Raw genomic sequence first — 16,172 nt, 5'->3', positions numbered from 1 at the left:
CGGGCCGGGAACCATATACTCGAGGGGCCAGTCCGGACTTTGTTGATGGGGGATCAATGGGCGAGCAATCCAACCAGCCTGTGCAGCAGGCCACTGAGCTTCCGCCGGTTTTTGTGGAAGTACCGGACCGCTCCGGGTTGCCGGATGCCGGCACCTCCACGGCCCTGAACGCCGGCCTCACCGCCGCTGAGGTACTTACCGCCACCGAACCGGCCCCCGTCCAGTACGCCACAAAGGCCCAAAGGCGGCGCCGGGACATTCTTGGTGTCAGCTGGATCCTGGCCTGCCTGGCCATCGGTGGACTGTATTGGGAGCTGGAGCATGCGTGGGAAGGTCCCAATCCGGGCAGCGCCGGCTGGGTGGTGTGGGTGCTTCTGGTCCTTATCCCGTTCGCGGTGTTGTTCAACTATTACCCTCACTGGCAGGAGCATCAGCACAAGAAACGGCACAAGGCGTGGCTTTCACGTTTCATCGGGTTGTGGCCGTTGCGGGAGAGGCTCGTTGAGGTGGAGCGGATCCGCGACCTGCGGCAGCGGGTGGTTGTAGGGGACCTTGCTGCCACGATGGCTGCGGACCGGGAGGTGCTCCTGCGGCAGGGGGCGGGTGGAACCGCCGCCGCCGGGCTGTTGGAGGCGCTGACGGCAGTGGGGGCTTACGCCCGCGCCACCACCGATGATCCCGCCCTGGAAGCGGCGGCCCGCCAGGCTGTTGCCCGGCTCAGCGAACTGGCCGGACGACGGCGGGAGATTCCCGAGCCGTCCGGCCCACCGACGTCCCTGCCGCCGGCAATCCAGCCGGCGCCGGTTCAGCGGCTGCGGCGCCGCAGCAACGGGTCAGTCAACGACGGCGGCCGGTAGCCGGCGTCGGCCTGGTTCAGCGTGGTGCCCGGCGGAACGATCTCGTCGATCCGGTCCAGCACGTCCTTTGACAGGCTCACCTTGTCCGCGCCGAGCACGCCTTCGAGGTGCTCAAGCGTGCGGGGCCCGATGATCGCGGACGTCACGGCCGGGTGCTCCAGCACGAAGCCCAACGCGAGATGGATCAGGGACAGGCCCGCCTGCTCGGCGAGTTCGGTCAGCTCCAGTACAGCCTGGGTCTTGCGGGCATTTTCCGACGACGACGGGTCATGCCGCTCCGGCTGCCGCGCGGCCCGGCTGGAGGTGGCATGCGCGCCGTTGGGCCTGATCCTGCCGGACAGCCACCCGCCGGCCAGCGGACTCCACGGCAGCACGCCGAGCCGGTGCTTCCGGGCCAGCGGCAGCACTTCGCGTTCAATGCCTCGGGCCAGGATGGAGTACGGCGGCTGCTCCGTGACCGGGCGCTCGCGGTGGCGTTCCCGGGCAACGTACTGGGCCTCCACAATCTGCCCCGGCTCGAATGTGGACGTGCCGATGTACCGGATCTTGCCCTGCCGCACCAGGTCCGTGAGCGCCCCGAGGGTCTCGTCGATGTCCGTGTCCGGTTCCGGCCGGTGCACCTGGTAGAGGTCGATCCAGTCGGTCTGCAGCCGGCGCAGGCTGTCCTCCACCTCACGGATGATCCACCGGCGTGAGTTTCCCGCCTGGTTCACGTCCTCGCCGAGGCGGCCGTGGACCTTGGTGGCCAGCACCACCTCGTCCCGGCGGCCCTTGAGCGCCTTGCCCACGATCACCTCGGACTCGCCCTTGGAGTAGACGTCCGCGGTGTCCACCAGGTTGATCCCGGAATCCAGGGCGCGGTGGATGATGCGGATGGAATCCTCGTGGTCCGGGTTGCCAATGGCCCCGAACATCATGGTGCCCAGGGTCAGCGGGCTGACCTTGAGGCCGGTGGACCCCAGGTTGCGGTAGTCGGTCATGCGGATGCTCCCAGTAGTTGCTTGCTGTGTTGGTTCTGGCTGTAATCGCCTTGGCTGTATTGGCTTCGCGGCCGGTCCAAACCGAAGTGCTCGCGCAGGGTCCGGCCGGCGTACTCGGTGCGGAAGATTCCGCGGGACTGCAGGATGGGCACCACTTCGTCGGCGAAGGCTTCGAAGCCGCCGGGCAGCCAGGGCGGCATGATATTGAACCCGTCCGCTGCACCGTCCTCGAACCAGCGTTGGATCTCGTCTGCCACCTGCGCCGGGGTTCCGGCGAAGACATAGTGCCCGCGCGCCCCGGCGAAGCGGTGCAGCACCTGCCGCACGGTCAGGTTCCCGCGGCGGATGATGTCAAGGACCAGCTGGCTGCGGCTGCCGGCCTTGCCGGCCGAGGCCAGCAGTTCCGGCGGGAAGGACTCGTCCAGTTTCACCCCGTCCAGGTCAACGCCCAGAAGCTTCCGCAGGATCCCCAGCCCATACTCCGGCTGGGTGAGCTCGTCGAATTCCTGCTTGAGCGCCCGCGCCTCGGCCTCGGTGGAGCCCAGGTAGGGGCTGATGCCGGGCAGGACCAGGAGCTGTTCCGGGTTCCGGCCGGTCGCCGCTGCCTGCGCCTTGATGTCGGCGTAGAACCCCTGCGCACTCTGCAGGGTCTGGTGGGCTGTAAAAACTGCCTCGGCGTTCCGGGCAGCGAAGGCCTTGCCGTCAGCCGAGGAGCCGGCCTGCACAAACACCGGCCTGCCCTGCGGGGACCGCGGGGTGTTCAATGCGCCCTCCACCCGGAAGTATTCGCCCTCATGCTGGATCGGATGGATCCGGGACGTGTCGGCGAAAACCCCGCTGTCGGCGTCGGCCACCACGGCCCCGTCCTCCCAGCTGTCCCACAGCTTGCCCGCCACCCGGACAAACTCATCTGCGCGGGCGTAGCGCTCGGCGTGCGGCGGGTGCTCATCCAGCCCGAAGTTCCGGGCCGCCCGCTCCGCGCCGGTGGTCACGATGTTCCACCCCGCGCGGCCGTTGCTGATGTGGTCCAGCGACGCGAACAGCCGGGCCGCGTTGTACGGCTCCAGGTAGGTGGTGCTGGCGGTGCCGATCAGGCCGATCCGTTCGGTGGCGACGGCGATCGCGGACAGCCAGGTGAACGGCTCGATCCGGAATCTGGTGGCATACTGCACGTTGTTCTCCAGCGCGGGACCGTCGGCGTAGAACACTGCATCCAGTTTTGCGGCCTCCGCGCGCTGGGCCAGCTCCTGGTAGAAGCGGATGTCCAGCAGCCGGTCCGTCTGGGATTTAGGGTGCCGCCACGCGGCCTCGTGGTGGCCGCCCGGGTAGATGAACAGGTTGAGCTTGAGCTGCCGGCCCATCAGAACGCCGCACCGATCGACGCGAGCGCCGGTGCAACATCACCGGCGAAGCGGTTGCCCGGTCGCTCCAGGCCATAGTGCTCGCGCAGCGTGGTGCCCGTGTAGTCGGTCCGGAACAGGCCACGCTCCTGGAGGATCGGCACCACCTGGTCCACAAACGTCTCCAGCCCGGAAGGCAGCACGGGCGGCATGATGTTGAAGCCGTCGGCTGCGCCGCCGTCGAACCATTCCTGGATGGCGTCCGCCACCTGGACCGGCGTTCCGGTGAACGTACGGTGCCCGCGCCCGCCGCCCAGGCGGCCGATCAGCTGGCGGACCGTGAGCTGTTCGCGGCGGGCAAGCTGGACGATCAGCGTGTAGCGGCTCTTGGCGCCCTCGATCTCGTCCTCGCTGGGCAGGTCCTCCGGCAGTTGGCGGTCCAGGGGCAGGTCCTCCGGAGCCACGCGCAGGGTCTTTGCCAGCTGGATCCGTGCGTACTCGGGCTTGATCAGCCGGTCCAGTTCCCGTTCCAGCTCCAGCGCTTCCTCCTCGGTGGCACCTATGACAGGAACGATGCCGGGGAGGATCTTGATGGTCTCAGGGTCGCGGCCGGCCGCAGCGGTACGGGCCTTAAGGTCGCGGTAGAACTCCTTGGCATCGGCGAGGGTCTGGTGGGCAGTGAAGACGGCGTCGGCGTACCGGGCCGCGAGGTCCTTGCCGTCCTCGGACGATCCGGCCTGGACGATCAGCGGGTGGCCCTGGGGCGAGCGGGGCACGTTAAGGGGGCCGCGGACCTTGAAGTGCTTGCCCTCGTGGTCGATGGTCCGGATCTTGTCCGCGTCACCCCATACGCCCTCGGCCTTGTCCGCGAGGACGGCATCGTCCTGCCAGCTGTCCCACAGCTTCTGCGCCACCTCGATAAACTCGGCGGCACGATCGTACCGGACTGCATGGGCGGGCTGGTCGTCCACCCCGAAGTTACGGGCGGCATCCGGGCCGGCTGTGGTCACCACATTCCAGCCGGCCCGGCCGCCGCTGACCCAGTCCACGGACGCGAAGCGGCGGGCCAGGTTGAACGGTTCGTTGTAGGTGGTGGAGGCGGTGGCGATCAGGCCGATGCGTTCCGTGGCGCCGGCGATGGCGGTCAGCAGCACGGTGGGCTCGAGCTTGCCGGCCGGGCGGCGGCCCACCTCGCCGAACAGGACCGGAGAGTCGGCGAAGAAGATGGAGTCCAGCTTGCCGCGTTCGGCCGTGCGGGCCAGCTGCTTGTAGTGCTCAACGTTGGTGCTGGACTGCGGGTCGCTTTCGGGCAGCCGCCACGATGCCTCGTGGTGGCCGGTGCTCATGAGGAAAGCGTTGAGGTGGAGCTTGCGGTTCTGCGGCTGGTTTCCGGAAGTCATGGGATTGGTCCTTTGGGTTCGGTTCAGTGGGAGACGGCGGCAACGCCGAGGTCGGTGAGCAGTTCGCGGCGCAGGTTTTCGTGTCCGGCAGCGTCGGCCGCGGTACCGACCTCCGGCGAAACCGTTCGGATGGTGGCAACGCGGCCCCCGTCCAGCACCACGATGCGGTCGGCGAGGGCGATGGCCTCGTCCACGTCGTGGGTGACCAGCAGGACGGCGGGCCGGTGGGCGGCCACCAGGTCACGGAGCAGTCCGTGCATTTTGATCCGGGTGAGGGCATCGAGGGCGCCGAAGGGCTCGTCGGCCAGCAGCAGCTGGGGTTCACGGACCAGCGACCGGGCCAGTGCCACGCGCTGCTGTTCACCGCCGGACAGCTCGTGGGGCCAGGACTTCTCGCGGCCGGCGAGCCCCACTTCCGCGAGGGCCTTGCGTGCCCGGGCCTCGGCGTCGTGCTCCTGAAGGCCCAGGGTGACGTTGCCCAGCACGGTGTCCCACGGCAGGAGCCGGGAGTCCTGGAACACCACGGAGACCCGCTCCGGGACGCTGATGACGCCGCTGCCGCGCACATCGTGGTCCAGCCCGGCCAGTGCCCGCAGCAGGGTGCTTTTGCCGCAGCCGCTGGGGCCCAGGAGGGCCACGAATTCGCCCGGTGCGATGTCCAGGTCCACGCCGTTCAGGACGCCTTTGGGCCCGAAGCTGCGGATCAGGTCCCGGACGGAAACTGCGGTGACGTCGCCGGAAGCGGGCTTGCCATCAGGGTTGACGACGGCGGGACGTGCGGCGGCGGTCAGCCCGCCAGGGTGCGTTGCCACGAGAGGGCCTTTCGTTCGATGAGGCGGACGGCGCCGTCGGAGACCAGGCCGAGAATGCCGTAGACGGCCAGTCCGAGGACGATGATGTTGGTTTGGCCATAGGTGCGGGCGAGCTCCATCATGTAGCCGATGCCGCTGGTGGCGTTGATCTGCTCCACCACCACCAGGGACACCCAGGCACCGGTGACGGCGAACCGCAGGCCCAGGAAGAACCCGGGCAGGGCGCCGGGGAGGACCACCTTGCGGATGAAGGCCGCACGGCTGAGGCCTACGGTTTGGGCGAGCTCCACGTAGCGCAGGTCGATGCCGCGCAGTCCGGCATGGGTCTGCAGGTAGATGGGGACAAAAACGCCCAGGGTGATGGTGAGGACCTTCATGGTCTCGTCGATGCCGAACCACAGGATGAGGAGCGGGATCAGGGCGAGGCCGGGGATGGCCCGCTTGATCTGCACCGGCCCGTCGATGAGCGCCTCGCCCACGCGGCTCAGTCCTGACAGCAGGGCGAGCAGGGCGCCGACCACGATGCCGAAGAAGAGCCCCAGCCCTGCCCGCTGTGCCGAGATGGCGAGGTTTTCCTGGAGCCTCCCGTCGGCGAGGAGCTCACCCGCGGTGGCCACCACGGTCCAGGGTTCGGAGAGGATCCGTGGGTCCAGCAGGCCGGTGGCGGAGGAGATGGTCCAGAGTGCCAGCAGTGCGCCGGGGCCCAGCAGCCAGGCAAGCCGCCTGCGACGTCCCGGTCCCAGCCGCCTGCCGGCAGGCCGGATGTCCTCGCGTGTGGCGAGCGTCGGATCCAGGTGGGGTTCGACGGCGGGACGGTCCAGCACGGGGGCGGCGCTCATGCTGCACCGCCCTTTGCTGCTTCAGCGAAGGCGGTGCCGGCAATGGCCTCATACCGGGTGTCGTACAGGTCCGCCGCTTTTAGGTGCGGCTTCTTCTGTTCCTTCGACAGCAGGTCGATGGTCTGCTGGTGCCGCTCGATCCCCTCAGCCCAGGAGGTGGGAACATCCCGCTTGCCGGCCGCGTCGATCAGGTACTGGCCGTCTTCGCGGGACAGGCCCTGGTCCTTGACGTAGTAGCCCTCGAGCCATTCCTCGGGGTGGTCCTCGATCCAGCGCTGGGCCTTGCCCCACACCTTGACGTAGGCAGCCAGTGCGGCGGCCTTGGCCGGGTCCGCCAGCACTTTGGCGGGGGAGTAAAGGTGCCCCGGATCATCCCGCAGACCGTGCCGGAGGGTGGTGCCGCCGTCGGCCTTGTACTTGGCCAGGTAGCGCTTGATCTGTACCCCGCCCAGCGGCGCGGCATCCACCTGCTTGCTGGACAGTGCCGTGGAGTAGGTGTCACCGGTGCTTGGCAGCTCGATGAGTTTGACGTCATCCTGCGCGAGGCCTGCCTTTTGAAGGATCCGCAGTACCAGAGCACCCTGGGCCTGGCCCGGGCTGTAGGCGATCTTCTTGCCGCTCAGCTCCGCCAGGGAGGTGATGCCGGCTCCCGGGGCGATGCCCAGCTCGTAGATCGGGTGGTTCACGGCGTCCTGGCGGTAGGCGCTGGCGATGATACGGACATCGAGGCCGGTCCAGGTAGCGTGGATGGGCGGGATATCCGCCACGGAACCGACGTCAAGGGCATTGGCCCGGAAAGCCTCTGTTGTCTGGGGCCCGCCGGAGATGTTGGCGAACTCCACGGTGAAGCCCCCGAGCTCCTTGTTCAGGCCCGAGAGTTCCAGGGCTACTTTGACGGTGGGGTCTCCCACTTTGATGGTGGTTCCGGCGGGAACGGTGGTGGCCAGCGGCGCCAGGGACGCCTGGCTGGTGGAGTTGCCGGCCGTGGCGGTACCCGCGCAGGCGGTCAGGAGCCCGAGCGCTGGCAGTGCCAGGAAGGCGCCGAGGGCACGGCGGCGGGTGAAGCTGGAGGCCCCGGATGAGGCGGACGGGGGCGAAGAGGAGGCGGCGAAGGTCATGGTTGGCCTTTCGGAGGATTGGCGTGGGAAAAGTGGCATGCGAAGTCGGAAGGAAGGCACGGCCGAGCTGGCCCTCGAAGAGAGCCCGGAGCGGTATGGGGAAAAACGGAGGTGCTGCGCGCTGTCAGGTGCCGGCAGTCAGGAGCGGGGGACCCGCCACTGTTGGGCACCGCGCATGCGGCACATTCGGTGCGTGGGGCAACAGGCGGAACCGAAGGGGCTGCCTTGGCGGCGGATGGTGGTTTCCGGCATCGGGTCCTCCGGTTCGTTCTGCTTGTTCTGTTTGATGCTGCATGGCCGAGGCCGTGGAAACACCTAAGCACGGCAGTCAGGGCCTTGGCCAGCATCATGCAAAAGACGCGAAACGGAAGGAAACGGCGCTACTTACAGCGCCATCAGAAGGACAAACCGGGCAACGCTGCGCCATGATCCGCAACGGTGGTTAACGTGACTGGAAACCCGGAACACCGGGTTGGTTGGAGCTAGCCCGCGCTGGCCTGGGCCAGTTCGGTGATCTTCTCGGTTGCCGCCCAGGAAGCGAGGAGCTTGAGGCTTTCCTCGGAGGGGCTGCCAGGAGTTGCGGGGTAGACCGTGAGTGAATGCCCGGGGTCCTCTTCAAGTCCCAGGACCTGGTAGTTCAGTTCGAGCAGCCCCACCACAGGATGCTGGAAAAACTTGGTCCCGGCATAGTGCCGGCGGACATTGTGGGCAGCCCAGCGGGTGCGGAAATCGTCGCTGCGCATGGACAGTTCGCCCACGAGTTCGGCGATGCCCTTGTCATGCGGGTTCCGTCCGGCCTCACGGCGGAGGATGGCCACGTTGGTGTTCGCTGCCCGTTCCCAGTCCGTGTAGAAGTTGTGGGCCCGGGGGTCCAGGAAGATAAAGCGTGAATGGTTGGCCGGGCGTGCCGGGCCGCGGTACAGGTCCGAATACAGCGCGTACCCCAGCGTATTGGCGGCCACGATGTCCATCCGGTTGTTTCCGATGAAGGCCGGCGCTCCCGTAATGGTGTCGAGGAGGTACTGGAGTTCGGGCCGGACACGCGTTGGCGCGGCGCTCGCCGCACGCTTGCGGCCCGTCATGTTGGCCGTCCTGGCCAGGTCGTAAAGGTGGTCATGTTCGGCCCGGTCCAGTTCCAGGGCCCGTGCGATCGCATCGAGGACACTGTCCGAGACACCCGTGAGGTTCCCGCGTTCCAGTCGGGTGTAGTAGTCCACGCTGACCCCGGCGAGCCGGGCCACCTCTTCCCGCCGGAGGCCGGGCACGCGGCGACGTCCGCCGTAGGGTTCGATCCCTGCCTGCTCCGGCGTGATGCGCCCGCGGCGGGTGGAGAGGAACTGGCGTACCTCGGCTCGGTTATCCATAAGGACACGTTACGACGAATGGCCAATCCGTAAGGAGGGTCTGCCAAAACCCGTTTCAGCAGGGCCCTCGCTAGGACTTCCGGGGGCCGGTTTGATGGAAGCATCCCCTTTCGTCATTAACCAGATGGAGTGCTCAACGAATGCTGCCAACCGCAACGCGGGCGCCGTCCGCCGGCGCCGTTCCCGGGACGCTGGTGGCCACTGTCATCTTCCTGACGGCGGTGGCACCCCTGGCCACGGACATGTACGTCCCGGCCTTCCCGCGCGTATCCGCGGACTTCGGCACCACGGCCTCGGCGGTGCAGCTGACCCTCACCACGTTCTTCGCCGGTATGGGCCTCGGCCAGCTGGTGGGCGGCCCGTTCAGTGACCAGCGGGGACGTCGGCTCCCCCTGGTGGCGGGCACCGTCCTGATGGCGGTGGCATCGGTGGCCTGTGCCCTCGCCCCGAACATCGCACTCCTGATGATCGCCCGCTTCCTGCAGGGCTTTGGCGGCGGCTGGGCCATGGTGATCGGCCGGGCCGTCATCGTGGACCTCGCCCATGGGTCCCAGCTGGTCCGGGTGCTGAACATTGTGATGGGCATAGGCGGCGTGGCACCCATCATCAGCCCGCTGCTCGGAGCCGTGATCCTGCAGCTGACCGGATGGCGGATGACCTTCTGGACGCTTGCCGCCCTGGGCATCCTGATGACACTCTGTGCCCTGTTCGTCGTCCCGGAATCGCTTCCGCCGGAGAAACGCCACTCCGGCGGGCTGGCTGAATTCGGCCGCGCGGCGAAGGAGGTGCTCTCGAACCGCAGCTTTGTTGGCTACGTGGTGGTGGCGTCGTCGGCCTTTATCGCCCTGTTTGCATACGTGGCAACGTCCGCGTTCATCCTGCAGAATATGAACGGCCTGTCTCCGGTGATGTACTCCATCGTGTTCGCCGCGAACGCCGGCGGAATGACCATCGCGGCGCTGCTGTCAGCCAGGATGGCCGGGCGCGTCTCCACCCGGAAGGTCATTCTGGCGGGGCAGCTCATCGCGCTGGCCGCCGGGGTGGCCATGCTGGCCGGAGCACTGTGGTGGGCCACCCCGCTGCTCGTGGCCATGGGCAGCTTCTTCGCCCTTATGGTGGCGCAGGGCCTGATCAACACGAATGGCGGCGCCCTCGCTTCCGCGGAGGTGCCCCGGCACCCCGGCACCAGTTCCGCGGTCCTGGGACTCGTTCAGTGGACCACCGCAGGCATCGTGGCGCCGATCGCTGGCCTGGGCGGCGAGAACACGGCCGTGCCCATGGCCCTGCTCATGATCGCTGGCGCACTCCTGTCCCTGTTCGGGCTCCTTGTCCTGGCCCGGCCCCACATTCACAGTCATAGGAAAGGAACCAATGAATATCGAACCAGCCCGTGAAACCATCAAGAACCCGCCGGAGCAGTTCGCCGGCGACGTGTGGGTGGACCTGATTGCCGCACCGCACGGTCCTGAGCAGCGTGCAGTGGTTGCCAAAGTGCGTTTCGCGCCAGGTGCCCGCACTGCCTGGCACTCGCATGAACGCGGCCAGTACCTGCATGTCACCGCCGGCGTGGCCCGCTTTGGCAGCCGGGACGGCACGATCATTGAGGTACACCCGGGGCAGACGCTCTACACCCCGCCCGGGGAGGAGCACTGGCACGCCTCGGCCAATGGAACCTTCATGGAGCACATCGCCATCCTGGAGAACGCTGATGACCCCGCCAAAACAACCATCTGGGCCGAGCACATCACGGATGACCAGTACGAAGGCCGTTAAGGGTAGGACTGCCAGACCCAGTATCAACAGGGCCACCCCTGGCGGCCTGATATGCCGGTTTGCCGGTCTTCGACCCCGCTAGCATTTTAGAGAACCCCCAAGAACAACAGGAGAGCCATGACTACCGTCAAAGCTTATGCATCCCCGTCCGCCACAGATGACCTCACCGCCACCACCATCGAACGCCGCGAGGTGGGCCCGAACGATGTCCTGATCGAGATCAAGTTCGCCGGCATTTGCCACTCGGACATCCACACGGTCCGCGGCGACTGGGGCCCGCAGCAGTACCCGCTGGTCCCCGGCCACGAGATCGCCGGCGTCGTCACCCAGGTGGGTTCCGCCGTCACCAAGCACGCCGTCGGCGACCGGGTGGGCGTTGGCTGCATGGTCAACTCCTGCAAGGAGTGCGCCAACTGCCTAAAGGGCGAGGAGCAGTACTGCCTCAAGGGCATGGTGGGCACCTACGGCGCGGTTGACCGCGACGGCACCATCACCCAGGGCGGTTACTCCAGCCATGTTGTGGTGACCGAAGACTTCGTGGTGCGCATCCCTGAGGGACTGGACCTGGACGTCGCCGCCCCGCTGCTGTGCGCCGGCATCACCACCTACTCACCCTTGCGGCACTGGGGCGCCGGCCCCGGCAAGAAGGTGGCCGTCGTCGGCCTCGGCGGGCTCGGCCACATGGCCGTCAAGCTCGCCCACGCCATGGGTGCTGACGTGACGGTCCTGTCGCAGTCGCTGAAGAAGCAGGAAGACGGGCTGCGCCTTGGCGCAGACCACTACTACGCCACGAGCGACGAGAACACCTTCAAGGAACTCGCCGGCACCTTTGACCTGATCATCAACACCGTCAGCGCCTCGATCGACATCAGCTCCTACCTGCAGCTGCTGGCCCTCGAAGGCGCGCTGGTGAACGTCGGCGCCCCCGCGGAGCCGCTCCCGGTGAACGCGTTCGCGCTGATCGGCGGCCGCCGGTCCTTCGCCGGATCCATGATCGGCGGCATCCGCGAAACCCAGGAGATGCTGGACTTCTGCGCCGAGCATGGCATCGGCGCCGAGATCGAGGTCATCCCGGCAGAGAAGATCAACGACGCGTACGAGCGCGTCCTCGCTTCGGACGTCCGCTACCGCTTCGTGATCGACACCGCCACCCTCTAGTACCAACCAGCGTTCGACGGCGGCCGGCTCCCAAGGGGCGGGCCGCCGTCGGGCTTTAATCGCCCAGGGCCTGCTCTATGCCATCCCCTCAGTTATTGCTGCGGGTTCGGGGGCGTATCGGGCCGCTGCCCCGAGAGGTTTTCCACTGCCTCCTCTATAGGCACGGCCAGGCGGTCGACCTCCTCCATGTAGAGCCTGCCCGCCGTGATCTTGCCGTTCCTGAGCTCAAAGAGTGTCACTCCACGCACCTTGAAGTCCTGGCCATCACTGCGCGTTCCGGACCAGGACCATTCGCTCCAGGTCGTGTCACCGTCATCAACCGAGCGGATCAGTTCGGCGTGGAAATCGGGAATGCCGGCAAACATCGCCTGCCAGTTGGCGTGCATTTGAGCGCGCCCAACGAAGGCAGCGCCGGGGTGGGCCGGTTGTTCGCTGCGGTAGTCCTCGTGAATAAGCGCTGCCGCCCCTTCCAGGTCGTGGGCATTCAGGGCGGCGGCCAACGTGTCTATGACTTCACTCAAGATTTCCTCCCATGCCAGGAGCCGCCGTCGTCTTCAATCTCCGCCAGCACGTCGGCGGCGTCCCGGTTGCCTGCGGCCGCCAGGCGCCGGAGTTCATCGAGGTCGCCCTGTTCTCCGGCGGTTTCCACCAACTGGTCCATGGCGTCCCTGCTGCCGGACTCGGCCAGCCGCCTCAGTTCGTCCAGGTCCCCGCGCTCCGCGGCGCGTTCAACCAGTTCATCCACGGCGTCCGAATCACCGCGCTCGGCACGCTGCCGCAAGGCCTCAAGTTCAGGGTCGGGTGTCTGCACGGTTCAACTATGGGCGCCTCACTGGTGCGCGTCCAGAGCACATCAGTAAAGGAAGATGTCGATCCATTCCCGGTTGTGGGCGTGGATCAGCACCAGGAACAGCACGAAATCGAACAGCAGGTGCACGCTGACGATGTAGGACAGCGACCTGGTGATGGTGAACAGCCGCGCCTGCAGCAGCGCAAACGGGAAGATAAAGAACGGCGCCCAGGCGTGGAATCCCAGCTCCCAGAGGAAGGACGTGAAGAGCACGGCCTGGAGCAGGTTGGCCTGCCAGTCCGGGAGGTGCCGGCGCAGGAGCGTGAACGCGGTGCAGATAAAGAACAGCTCATCCCAGATGCCCAGCACGTTGGTCCCCAGGAAAAGCCTGGCAATGCCCTCCGGGTCACTGACCGCGGGCCAGTTGTTGTAGACGCCGGTGCGGATCATATAAACCGGCATCAGCGCGTACCCGATCACCAGGACCGCGGGCAAATACCACTTCTCGGCGCGGGTCCACGGCTGGCCGGTGCGGACAGGGAACCGGATGGCGTGCTCCCTGGTGATGAACCGCGAAACGGCGTACGGAATACCGACGGCCAGAATCATCGCCGTGCCCATCACCGCCATATGTCCTGTGCTGATGTCCGTGGTGATGGGCACCAGGCTCATCGCAATCAGCCCCACGGCAATCAGTGCCAGGTCGGTGACCAACCGGCGGTTGATCATTGCGGCCAGTACAAGCGCGGCGGCCAGGAGCAGGAAGCCGGACAGGCGGTCCTCGCGGACAAACAGCAGAAAGCCCGACGCCGATACCAGCGCTGCCGGGATCACGGTCAGTGAGGCGCGGTTCAGCCCAGTGGGCTGCGCGTTGCGCAGGCGGGCTTGCGTGGGCGGTTGCGTCATGATCTCTCCCTTGCCACTGGCGTTCTGACGTGATGCCACACTTTTCCTTGCCGTCCGCGTAGATTCAGTAGGAGCCGCGCGAAAATAAACCCGCACAATTAAAACCGTATCCCGCCGTCCGCTGCCCCACGAGTCCCTGGATAAACCGGTCAGCACCCGGACGCCGGGAAGCCTGTTGCCCGAACGCCCGAACGCCCGAAGCAAAGGAAGCCCGCCGTGACCATTGACGCGAACCACCATCCCGCAAGCGAACAGCTGATCATCATCGGTTCCGGCCCCGCCGGCTACACCGCCGCCATTTACGCCGCCCGTGCCGGCCTTGCGCCTCTGGTGCTGGCCGGTTCTGTCACCGCGGGCGGCGCGCTGATGAACACCACGGAGGTAGAGAACTTCCCCGGTTTCCCGGGCGGCATCCAAGGCCCGGAGCTGATGGACGGGTTGCAGGAGCAGGCTGAGAAGTTCGGCGCCAAGGTGGTGTTCGACGACGTCACGGAGGTTTCGCTGAAGGGTCACGTTAAGTCGGTGGTCACCGGTGGCGGCGAAACCCACCGGGCTCCGGCCGTTATCCTCGCAACCGGCTCGGCGTACAAGGAGCTCGGCCTGCCGGAGGAAAAGAAGTTCAGCGGCCACGGGGTTTCCTGGTGTGCCACCTGCGACGGGTTCTTCTTCCGCGAACAGGACATCATCGTGGTGGGCGGCGGTGACTCGGCAATGGAGGAAGCGATGTTCCTGACCCGGTTCGGAAAGTCCGTCACCGTCGTGGTCCGCAAGAACGAACTGCGGGCCTCCCGCATTATGGCGCAGCGGGCCAAGGACAACCCCAAGATCACCTTCGCCTGGAACTCCGCAGTATCGGCGATCCATGGCGACGGGAAAGTCTCCGGAGTGACCCTGAGGGACACGCGTTCGGGGGAGACACGGCATCAGGCCGCTACGGGGATTTTCGTCGCCATCGGGCACGTGCCGCGCACGGAACTGCTGACCGGGCAGGTGGACCTGGACGAGGACGGCTACATCAAGGTGGATTCACCCACCACTGTCACCAACATTTCCGGCGTTTTCGCGTGCGGGGACGCCGTGGACCACCGCTACCGGCAGGCCATTACCGCTGCCGGCACAGGCTGCGCCGCCGCCCTCGACGCAGAACGCTACCTCGCCGCCCTGAACGACGCCGACAGCATCGCCACAGCCCTGGTCGAAGAACCCACCCACAGCTAACGGACTTTTCCGGGAGGGCAGTTAACTGAAGAGGACGACGGCGGTTACTTCCCGCCGTCGTCCGCTGCAGTCTTGTTTACGTGAGTTAGGCGGAGGCCAGTGCGCGGTCCTCGCCACGGACACTCAACGTGAACGTGTTGGGCCCGCTGCAGGTGACGGCGATGCGGCAGGTGGTGGTGTTGTGGCGGGCCGAGAGGTCACTCACTGCGGCGTCAAGCGTGTGGTGGAGGGCTGACCGGTCCCAGATCTTGAGGGTCACGGAGTTATTGGCATCGAACGTCATTATTCAACTTCCATTTCATGCGGTGGGCAGCCCGGAATCTTCTTTGCCCGGACCGTGTCCTCGTCGGTGAGGACTGACTGCAAGTGGGAAAGCGCATTCCCTTACTTCCATGGTGCAGGTTGCTTTTGGGATCCGCAACCGGTGCAGGGGCGATGTGACCAATCACACCAAGCCGCGCGAGCGTGAGCCCGCTGGCCAACCCTGCTTTTCCATAGTGCCCAGAGCAGGTGAAGCGTCTCAACCGAAACGGCAATTATTGCAAGTGATTCTCATCACGGCAGCAAGGGGGCGGCTGACGGTGGCCTATTCGTCGAAGTAGGTGTCGATCTGATTCTCGCCCGAAATGGAGGCGATCACGGTTGCTGCCACGTCCCGCAGCTTGATATTGCGGGTGCTGGAGGCCTTGGTGAGGATTTTGAAGGCTGTGTCCCGGCTGCACCTGTTTTCGGCCATGATGGCGCCGATGGCCATGTCAATCACCGTGCGCGACTGCATGGCGACTGCCATGTCGTTCCGGGCTTCGCTGAGTTGAGCGATGCGTAGAACCAGGCGCAGCGAAGTCGCCGCCTGGCTGGCGAACGCCTCGGCAGTGGAAATGTCCTCGTCCGTGAATCCGTTGCTGCAGCCGGAATACAGGTTCATCACGGCTTCTGCCTCACCGGCCAGGTCCAGTGGCACGGCGAGGATGGATGAGACACCATTCTCCTGGGCGGCCTTCGTGTAGTGTGCCCACCGCCGCTCGGCGGCCAGGTCGGGAACCAGGAGCGTGGTTCTGTTCCTGAGGGCGGTGAGGCAGGGGCCGTCCTTGTACCCGTTTTGCAACTCGTCCAGGGCGCGGGCTGCCGCATCGTTGCTGGCTACAGCTTCGGGCCTCTTGCGCCGCATAACGGTGACGCCGCAATGGATCCGGTTACCCGGGGAGGACAGCCGGGCGGCGGCAATCAGCGCCAGATCGGTAAGGAAGCCGGCCACATCCTTGCTGTCCAGGACCAGTTCCTTCAGCCGCGTCTCCACATCCGGGGCGGGAACCGGGTCCGCCTGCGGCACGATGCTGAAGTTTCCGGCACCGGACTCCTGGTTTGTCATAGTGTTTCGCCTTCTATCAGCTCCGTCATGGCCATGGCGATCAAGGCAACCTGACCCGACGGGATATCAAGTGCCTCGTGAAGGTAGGCATCCAGTGACATCTCATCGATCCCACCGCCCAGGCCGTAGTAATACGTCCACAATTTGGCCAGCGGAAGGTCTGTCTTCCGGAAACGCTCCGCTGTGCCCCGCCGTACTTCGGCGGCAAAATCCGATCCTTCGGGACCATCGGCTCCGTAGGGATACAT

18 protein-coding genes are annotated in these 16,172 nt (G+C 66.3%); 5 read left to right on the top strand and 13 right to left on the bottom strand.

Annotation, left to right across the window (positions count from 1 at the left end; translation table 11 throughout):
* Nucleotides 1–56 precede the first annotated feature (56 nt).
* On the top strand, nucleotides 57–857 hold the full coding sequence (locus BMX78_RS16430) for a hypothetical protein (protein WP_091421551.1): 801 nt from the start codon (nucleotides 57–59) through the stop codon (nucleotides 855–857).
* Here BMX78_RS16430 and BMX78_RS16425 read toward each other — a convergent pair.
* From BMX78_RS16425 to BMX78_RS16395, 7 genes are all read right to left on the bottom strand, one after another.
* A complete protein-coding gene (locus BMX78_RS16425; protein WP_091421549.1) occupies nucleotides 806–1,837 on the bottom strand; it encodes an aldo/keto reductase in 1,032 nt (343 codons plus the stop codon). The genes BMX78_RS16430 and BMX78_RS16425 overlap by 52 nt on opposite strands.
* A complete protein-coding gene (locus BMX78_RS16420) occupies nucleotides 1,834–3,198 on the bottom strand; it encodes an LLM class flavin-dependent oxidoreductase (protein ID WP_091421546.1) in 1,365 nt (454 codons plus the stop codon). The genes BMX78_RS16425 and BMX78_RS16420 overlap by 4 nt, the downstream gene beginning before the upstream one ends.
* Nucleotides 3,198–4,577 (bottom strand): LLM class flavin-dependent oxidoreductase, encoded by a 1,380-nt coding sequence (locus BMX78_RS16415; protein WP_091421544.1) that lies wholly within the window; start codon nucleotides 4,575–4,577, stop codon nucleotides 3,198–3,200. The genes BMX78_RS16420 and BMX78_RS16415 overlap by 1 nt, the downstream gene beginning before the upstream one ends.
* A 23-nt stretch (nucleotides 4,578–4,600) precedes the next feature.
* Nucleotides 4,601–5,389 (bottom strand): ABC transporter ATP-binding protein, encoded by a 789-nt coding sequence (locus tag BMX78_RS16410; RefSeq protein WP_286139075.1) that lies wholly within the window; start codon nucleotides 5,387–5,389, stop codon nucleotides 4,601–4,603.
* Nucleotides 5,365–6,228, bottom strand: coding sequence for an ABC transporter permease (locus tag BMX78_RS16405; protein ID WP_091421542.1), 864 nt, complete (start codon nucleotides 6,226–6,228; stop codon nucleotides 5,365–5,367). Before BMX78_RS16405 ends, BMX78_RS16410 begins: the two co-directional genes overlap by 25 nt.
* Entirely contained in the window at nucleotides 6,225–7,346 is a 1,122-nt protein-coding gene (locus tag BMX78_RS16400) for an ABC transporter substrate-binding protein (RefSeq protein WP_091421540.1), read from the bottom strand. The genes BMX78_RS16405 and BMX78_RS16400 overlap by 4 nt, the downstream gene beginning before the upstream one ends.
* A 482-nt stretch (nucleotides 7,347–7,828) precedes the next feature.
* Complete coding sequence (locus BMX78_RS16395) at nucleotides 7,829–8,710, bottom strand: helix-turn-helix transcriptional regulator (protein ID WP_091421537.1); 882 nt, start codon at nucleotides 8,708–8,710, stop codon at nucleotides 7,829–7,831.
* Nucleotides 8,711–8,850: 140 nt separating this feature from the next.
* Between BMX78_RS16395 and BMX78_RS16390 the strand changes: the two genes are divergently transcribed.
* From BMX78_RS16390 to BMX78_RS16380, 3 genes are all read left to right on the top strand, one after another.
* Nucleotides 8,851–10,104 carry a multidrug effflux MFS transporter gene (locus tag BMX78_RS16390; RefSeq protein WP_091421535.1) on the top strand — a complete coding sequence of 418 codons (1,254 nt, stop codon included), beginning with the start codon at nucleotides 8,851–8,853 and terminating at the stop codon, nucleotides 10,102–10,104.
* Nucleotides 10,082–10,483, top strand: a complete 402-nt coding sequence (locus tag BMX78_RS16385; protein WP_091421532.1) for a (R)-mandelonitrile lyase — start codon at nucleotides 10,082–10,084, stop codon at nucleotides 10,481–10,483. The genes BMX78_RS16390 and BMX78_RS16385 overlap by 23 nt, the downstream gene beginning before the upstream one ends.
* A gap of 117 nt (nucleotides 10,484–10,600) precedes the next feature.
* Nucleotides 10,601–11,641, top strand: a complete 1,041-nt coding sequence (locus tag BMX78_RS16380) for an NAD(P)-dependent alcohol dehydrogenase (RefSeq protein ID WP_091421531.1) — start codon at nucleotides 10,601–10,603, stop codon at nucleotides 11,639–11,641.
* Nucleotides 11,642–11,733: 92 nt separating this feature from the next.
* Here BMX78_RS16380 and BMX78_RS16375 read toward each other — a convergent pair whose 3' ends face one another.
* From BMX78_RS16375 to BMX78_RS16365, 3 genes are read right to left on the bottom strand one after another with little or no spacing between them, the layout of a single operon-like run.
* Nucleotides 11,734–12,162, bottom strand: coding sequence for a nuclear transport factor 2 family protein (locus BMX78_RS16375; protein ID WP_170850846.1), 429 nt, complete (start codon nucleotides 12,160–12,162; stop codon nucleotides 11,734–11,736).
* Nucleotides 12,159–12,452, bottom strand: a complete 294-nt coding sequence (locus tag BMX78_RS16370; RefSeq protein WP_091421525.1) for a hypothetical protein — start codon at nucleotides 12,450–12,452, stop codon at nucleotides 12,159–12,161. The genes BMX78_RS16375 and BMX78_RS16370 overlap by 4 nt, the downstream gene beginning before the upstream one ends.
* Nucleotides 12,453–12,494: 42 nt before the next feature.
* Nucleotides 12,495–13,337, bottom strand: a complete 843-nt coding sequence (locus BMX78_RS16365; RefSeq protein WP_286139074.1) for a CPBP family intramembrane glutamic endopeptidase — start codon at nucleotides 13,335–13,337, stop codon at nucleotides 12,495–12,497.
* A 216-nt stretch (nucleotides 13,338–13,553) separates the two neighbouring features.
* Between BMX78_RS16365 and trxB the strand changes: the two genes are divergently transcribed.
* Nucleotides 13,554–14,555, top strand: a complete 1,002-nt coding sequence (gene trxB, locus BMX78_RS16360) for a thioredoxin-disulfide reductase (RefSeq protein ID WP_091421522.1) — start codon at nucleotides 13,554–13,556, stop codon at nucleotides 14,553–14,555.
* Nucleotides 14,556–14,640: 85 nt separating this feature from the next.
* On the opposite strand, the gene BMX78_RS16355 is transcribed toward trxB, so the two are convergent.
* The 3 genes from BMX78_RS16355 to BMX78_RS16345 form a co-directional block, all read right to left on the bottom strand.
* The gene (locus BMX78_RS16355) at nucleotides 14,641–14,838 is read right to left on the bottom strand and encodes a hypothetical protein (RefSeq protein ID WP_091421520.1); all 198 of its coding nucleotides are present in this window, start codon (nucleotides 14,836–14,838) and stop codon (nucleotides 14,641–14,643) included.
* A 303-nt stretch (nucleotides 14,839–15,141) separates the two neighbouring features.
* Nucleotides 15,142–15,924: a GAF and ANTAR domain-containing protein gene (locus BMX78_RS16350; RefSeq protein ID WP_091421517.1), complete on the bottom strand. Its 783-nt coding sequence runs from the start codon at nucleotides 15,922–15,924 to the stop codon at nucleotides 15,142–15,144.
* Complete coding sequence (locus BMX78_RS16345; RefSeq protein WP_091421513.1) at nucleotides 15,921–16,172, bottom strand: hypothetical protein; 252 nt, start codon at nucleotides 16,170–16,172, stop codon at nucleotides 15,921–15,923. The genes BMX78_RS16350 and BMX78_RS16345 overlap by 4 nt, the downstream gene beginning before the upstream one ends.

The organism is Arthrobacter sp. OV608 (assembly GCA_900110595.1).
Taxonomy (GTDB): Bacteria; Actinomycetota; Actinomycetes; order Actinomycetales; family Micrococcaceae; genus Arthrobacter.
The sequence above is the reverse complement of the archived record's forward strand: the minus strand, read 5'-3'. Positions and strand labels throughout refer to the sequence as shown.

What these genes read in the sequence shown, in the direction of transcription:
- BMX78_RS16430 (WP_091421551.1), top strand. Translation starts at nt 57, where the DNA reads ATGGGCGAGCAATCCAACCAGCCTGTGCAGCAGGCCACTGAGCTTCCG.
- BMX78_RS16425 (WP_091421549.1), bottom strand. Translation starts at nt 1,837, where the DNA reads ATGACCGACTACCGCAACCTGGGGTCCACCGGCCTCAAGGTCAGCCCG.
- BMX78_RS16420 (WP_091421546.1), bottom strand. Translation starts at nt 3,198, where the DNA reads ATGGGCCGGCAGCTCAAGCTCAACCTGTTCATCTACCCGGGCGGCCAC.
- BMX78_RS16415 (WP_091421544.1), bottom strand. Translation starts at nt 4,577, where the DNA reads ATGACTTCCGGAAACCAGCCGCAGAACCGCAAGCTCCACCTCAACGCT.
- BMX78_RS16405 (WP_091421542.1), bottom strand. Translation starts at nt 6,228, where the DNA reads ATGAGCGCCGCCCCCGTGCTGGACCGTCCCGCCGTCGAACCCCACCTG.
- BMX78_RS16400 (WP_091421540.1), bottom strand. Translation starts at nt 7,346, where the DNA reads ATGACCTTCGCCGCCTCCTCTTCGCCCCCGTCCGCCTCATCCGGGGCC.
- BMX78_RS16395 (WP_091421537.1), bottom strand. Translation starts at nt 8,710, where the DNA reads ATGGATAACCGAGCCGAGGTACGCCAGTTCCTCTCCACCCGCCGCGGG.
- BMX78_RS16390 (WP_091421535.1), top strand. Translation starts at nt 8,851, where the DNA reads ATGCTGCCAACCGCAACGCGGGCGCCGTCCGCCGGCGCCGTTCCCGGG.
- BMX78_RS16385 (WP_091421532.1), top strand. Translation starts at nt 10,082, where the DNA reads ATGAATATCGAACCAGCCCGTGAAACCATCAAGAACCCGCCGGAGCAG.
- BMX78_RS16380 (WP_091421531.1), top strand. Translation starts at nt 10,601, where the DNA reads ATGACTACCGTCAAAGCTTATGCATCCCCGTCCGCCACAGATGACCTC.
- BMX78_RS16365 (WP_286139074.1), bottom strand. Translation starts at nt 13,337, where the DNA reads ATGACGCAACCGCCCACGCAAGCCCGCCTGCGCAACGCGCAGCCCACT.
- BMX78_RS16355 (WP_091421520.1), bottom strand. Translation starts at nt 14,838, where the DNA reads ATGACGTTCGATGCCAATAACTCCGTGACCCTCAAGATCTGGGACCGG.
- BMX78_RS16350 (WP_091421517.1), bottom strand. Translation starts at nt 15,924, where the DNA reads ATGACAAACCAGGAGTCCGGTGCCGGAAACTTCAGCATCGTGCCGCAG.
- BMX78_RS16345 (WP_091421513.1), bottom strand. Translation starts at nt 16,172, where the DNA reads ATGTATCCCTACGGAGCCGATGGTCCCGAAGGATCGGATTTTGCCGCC.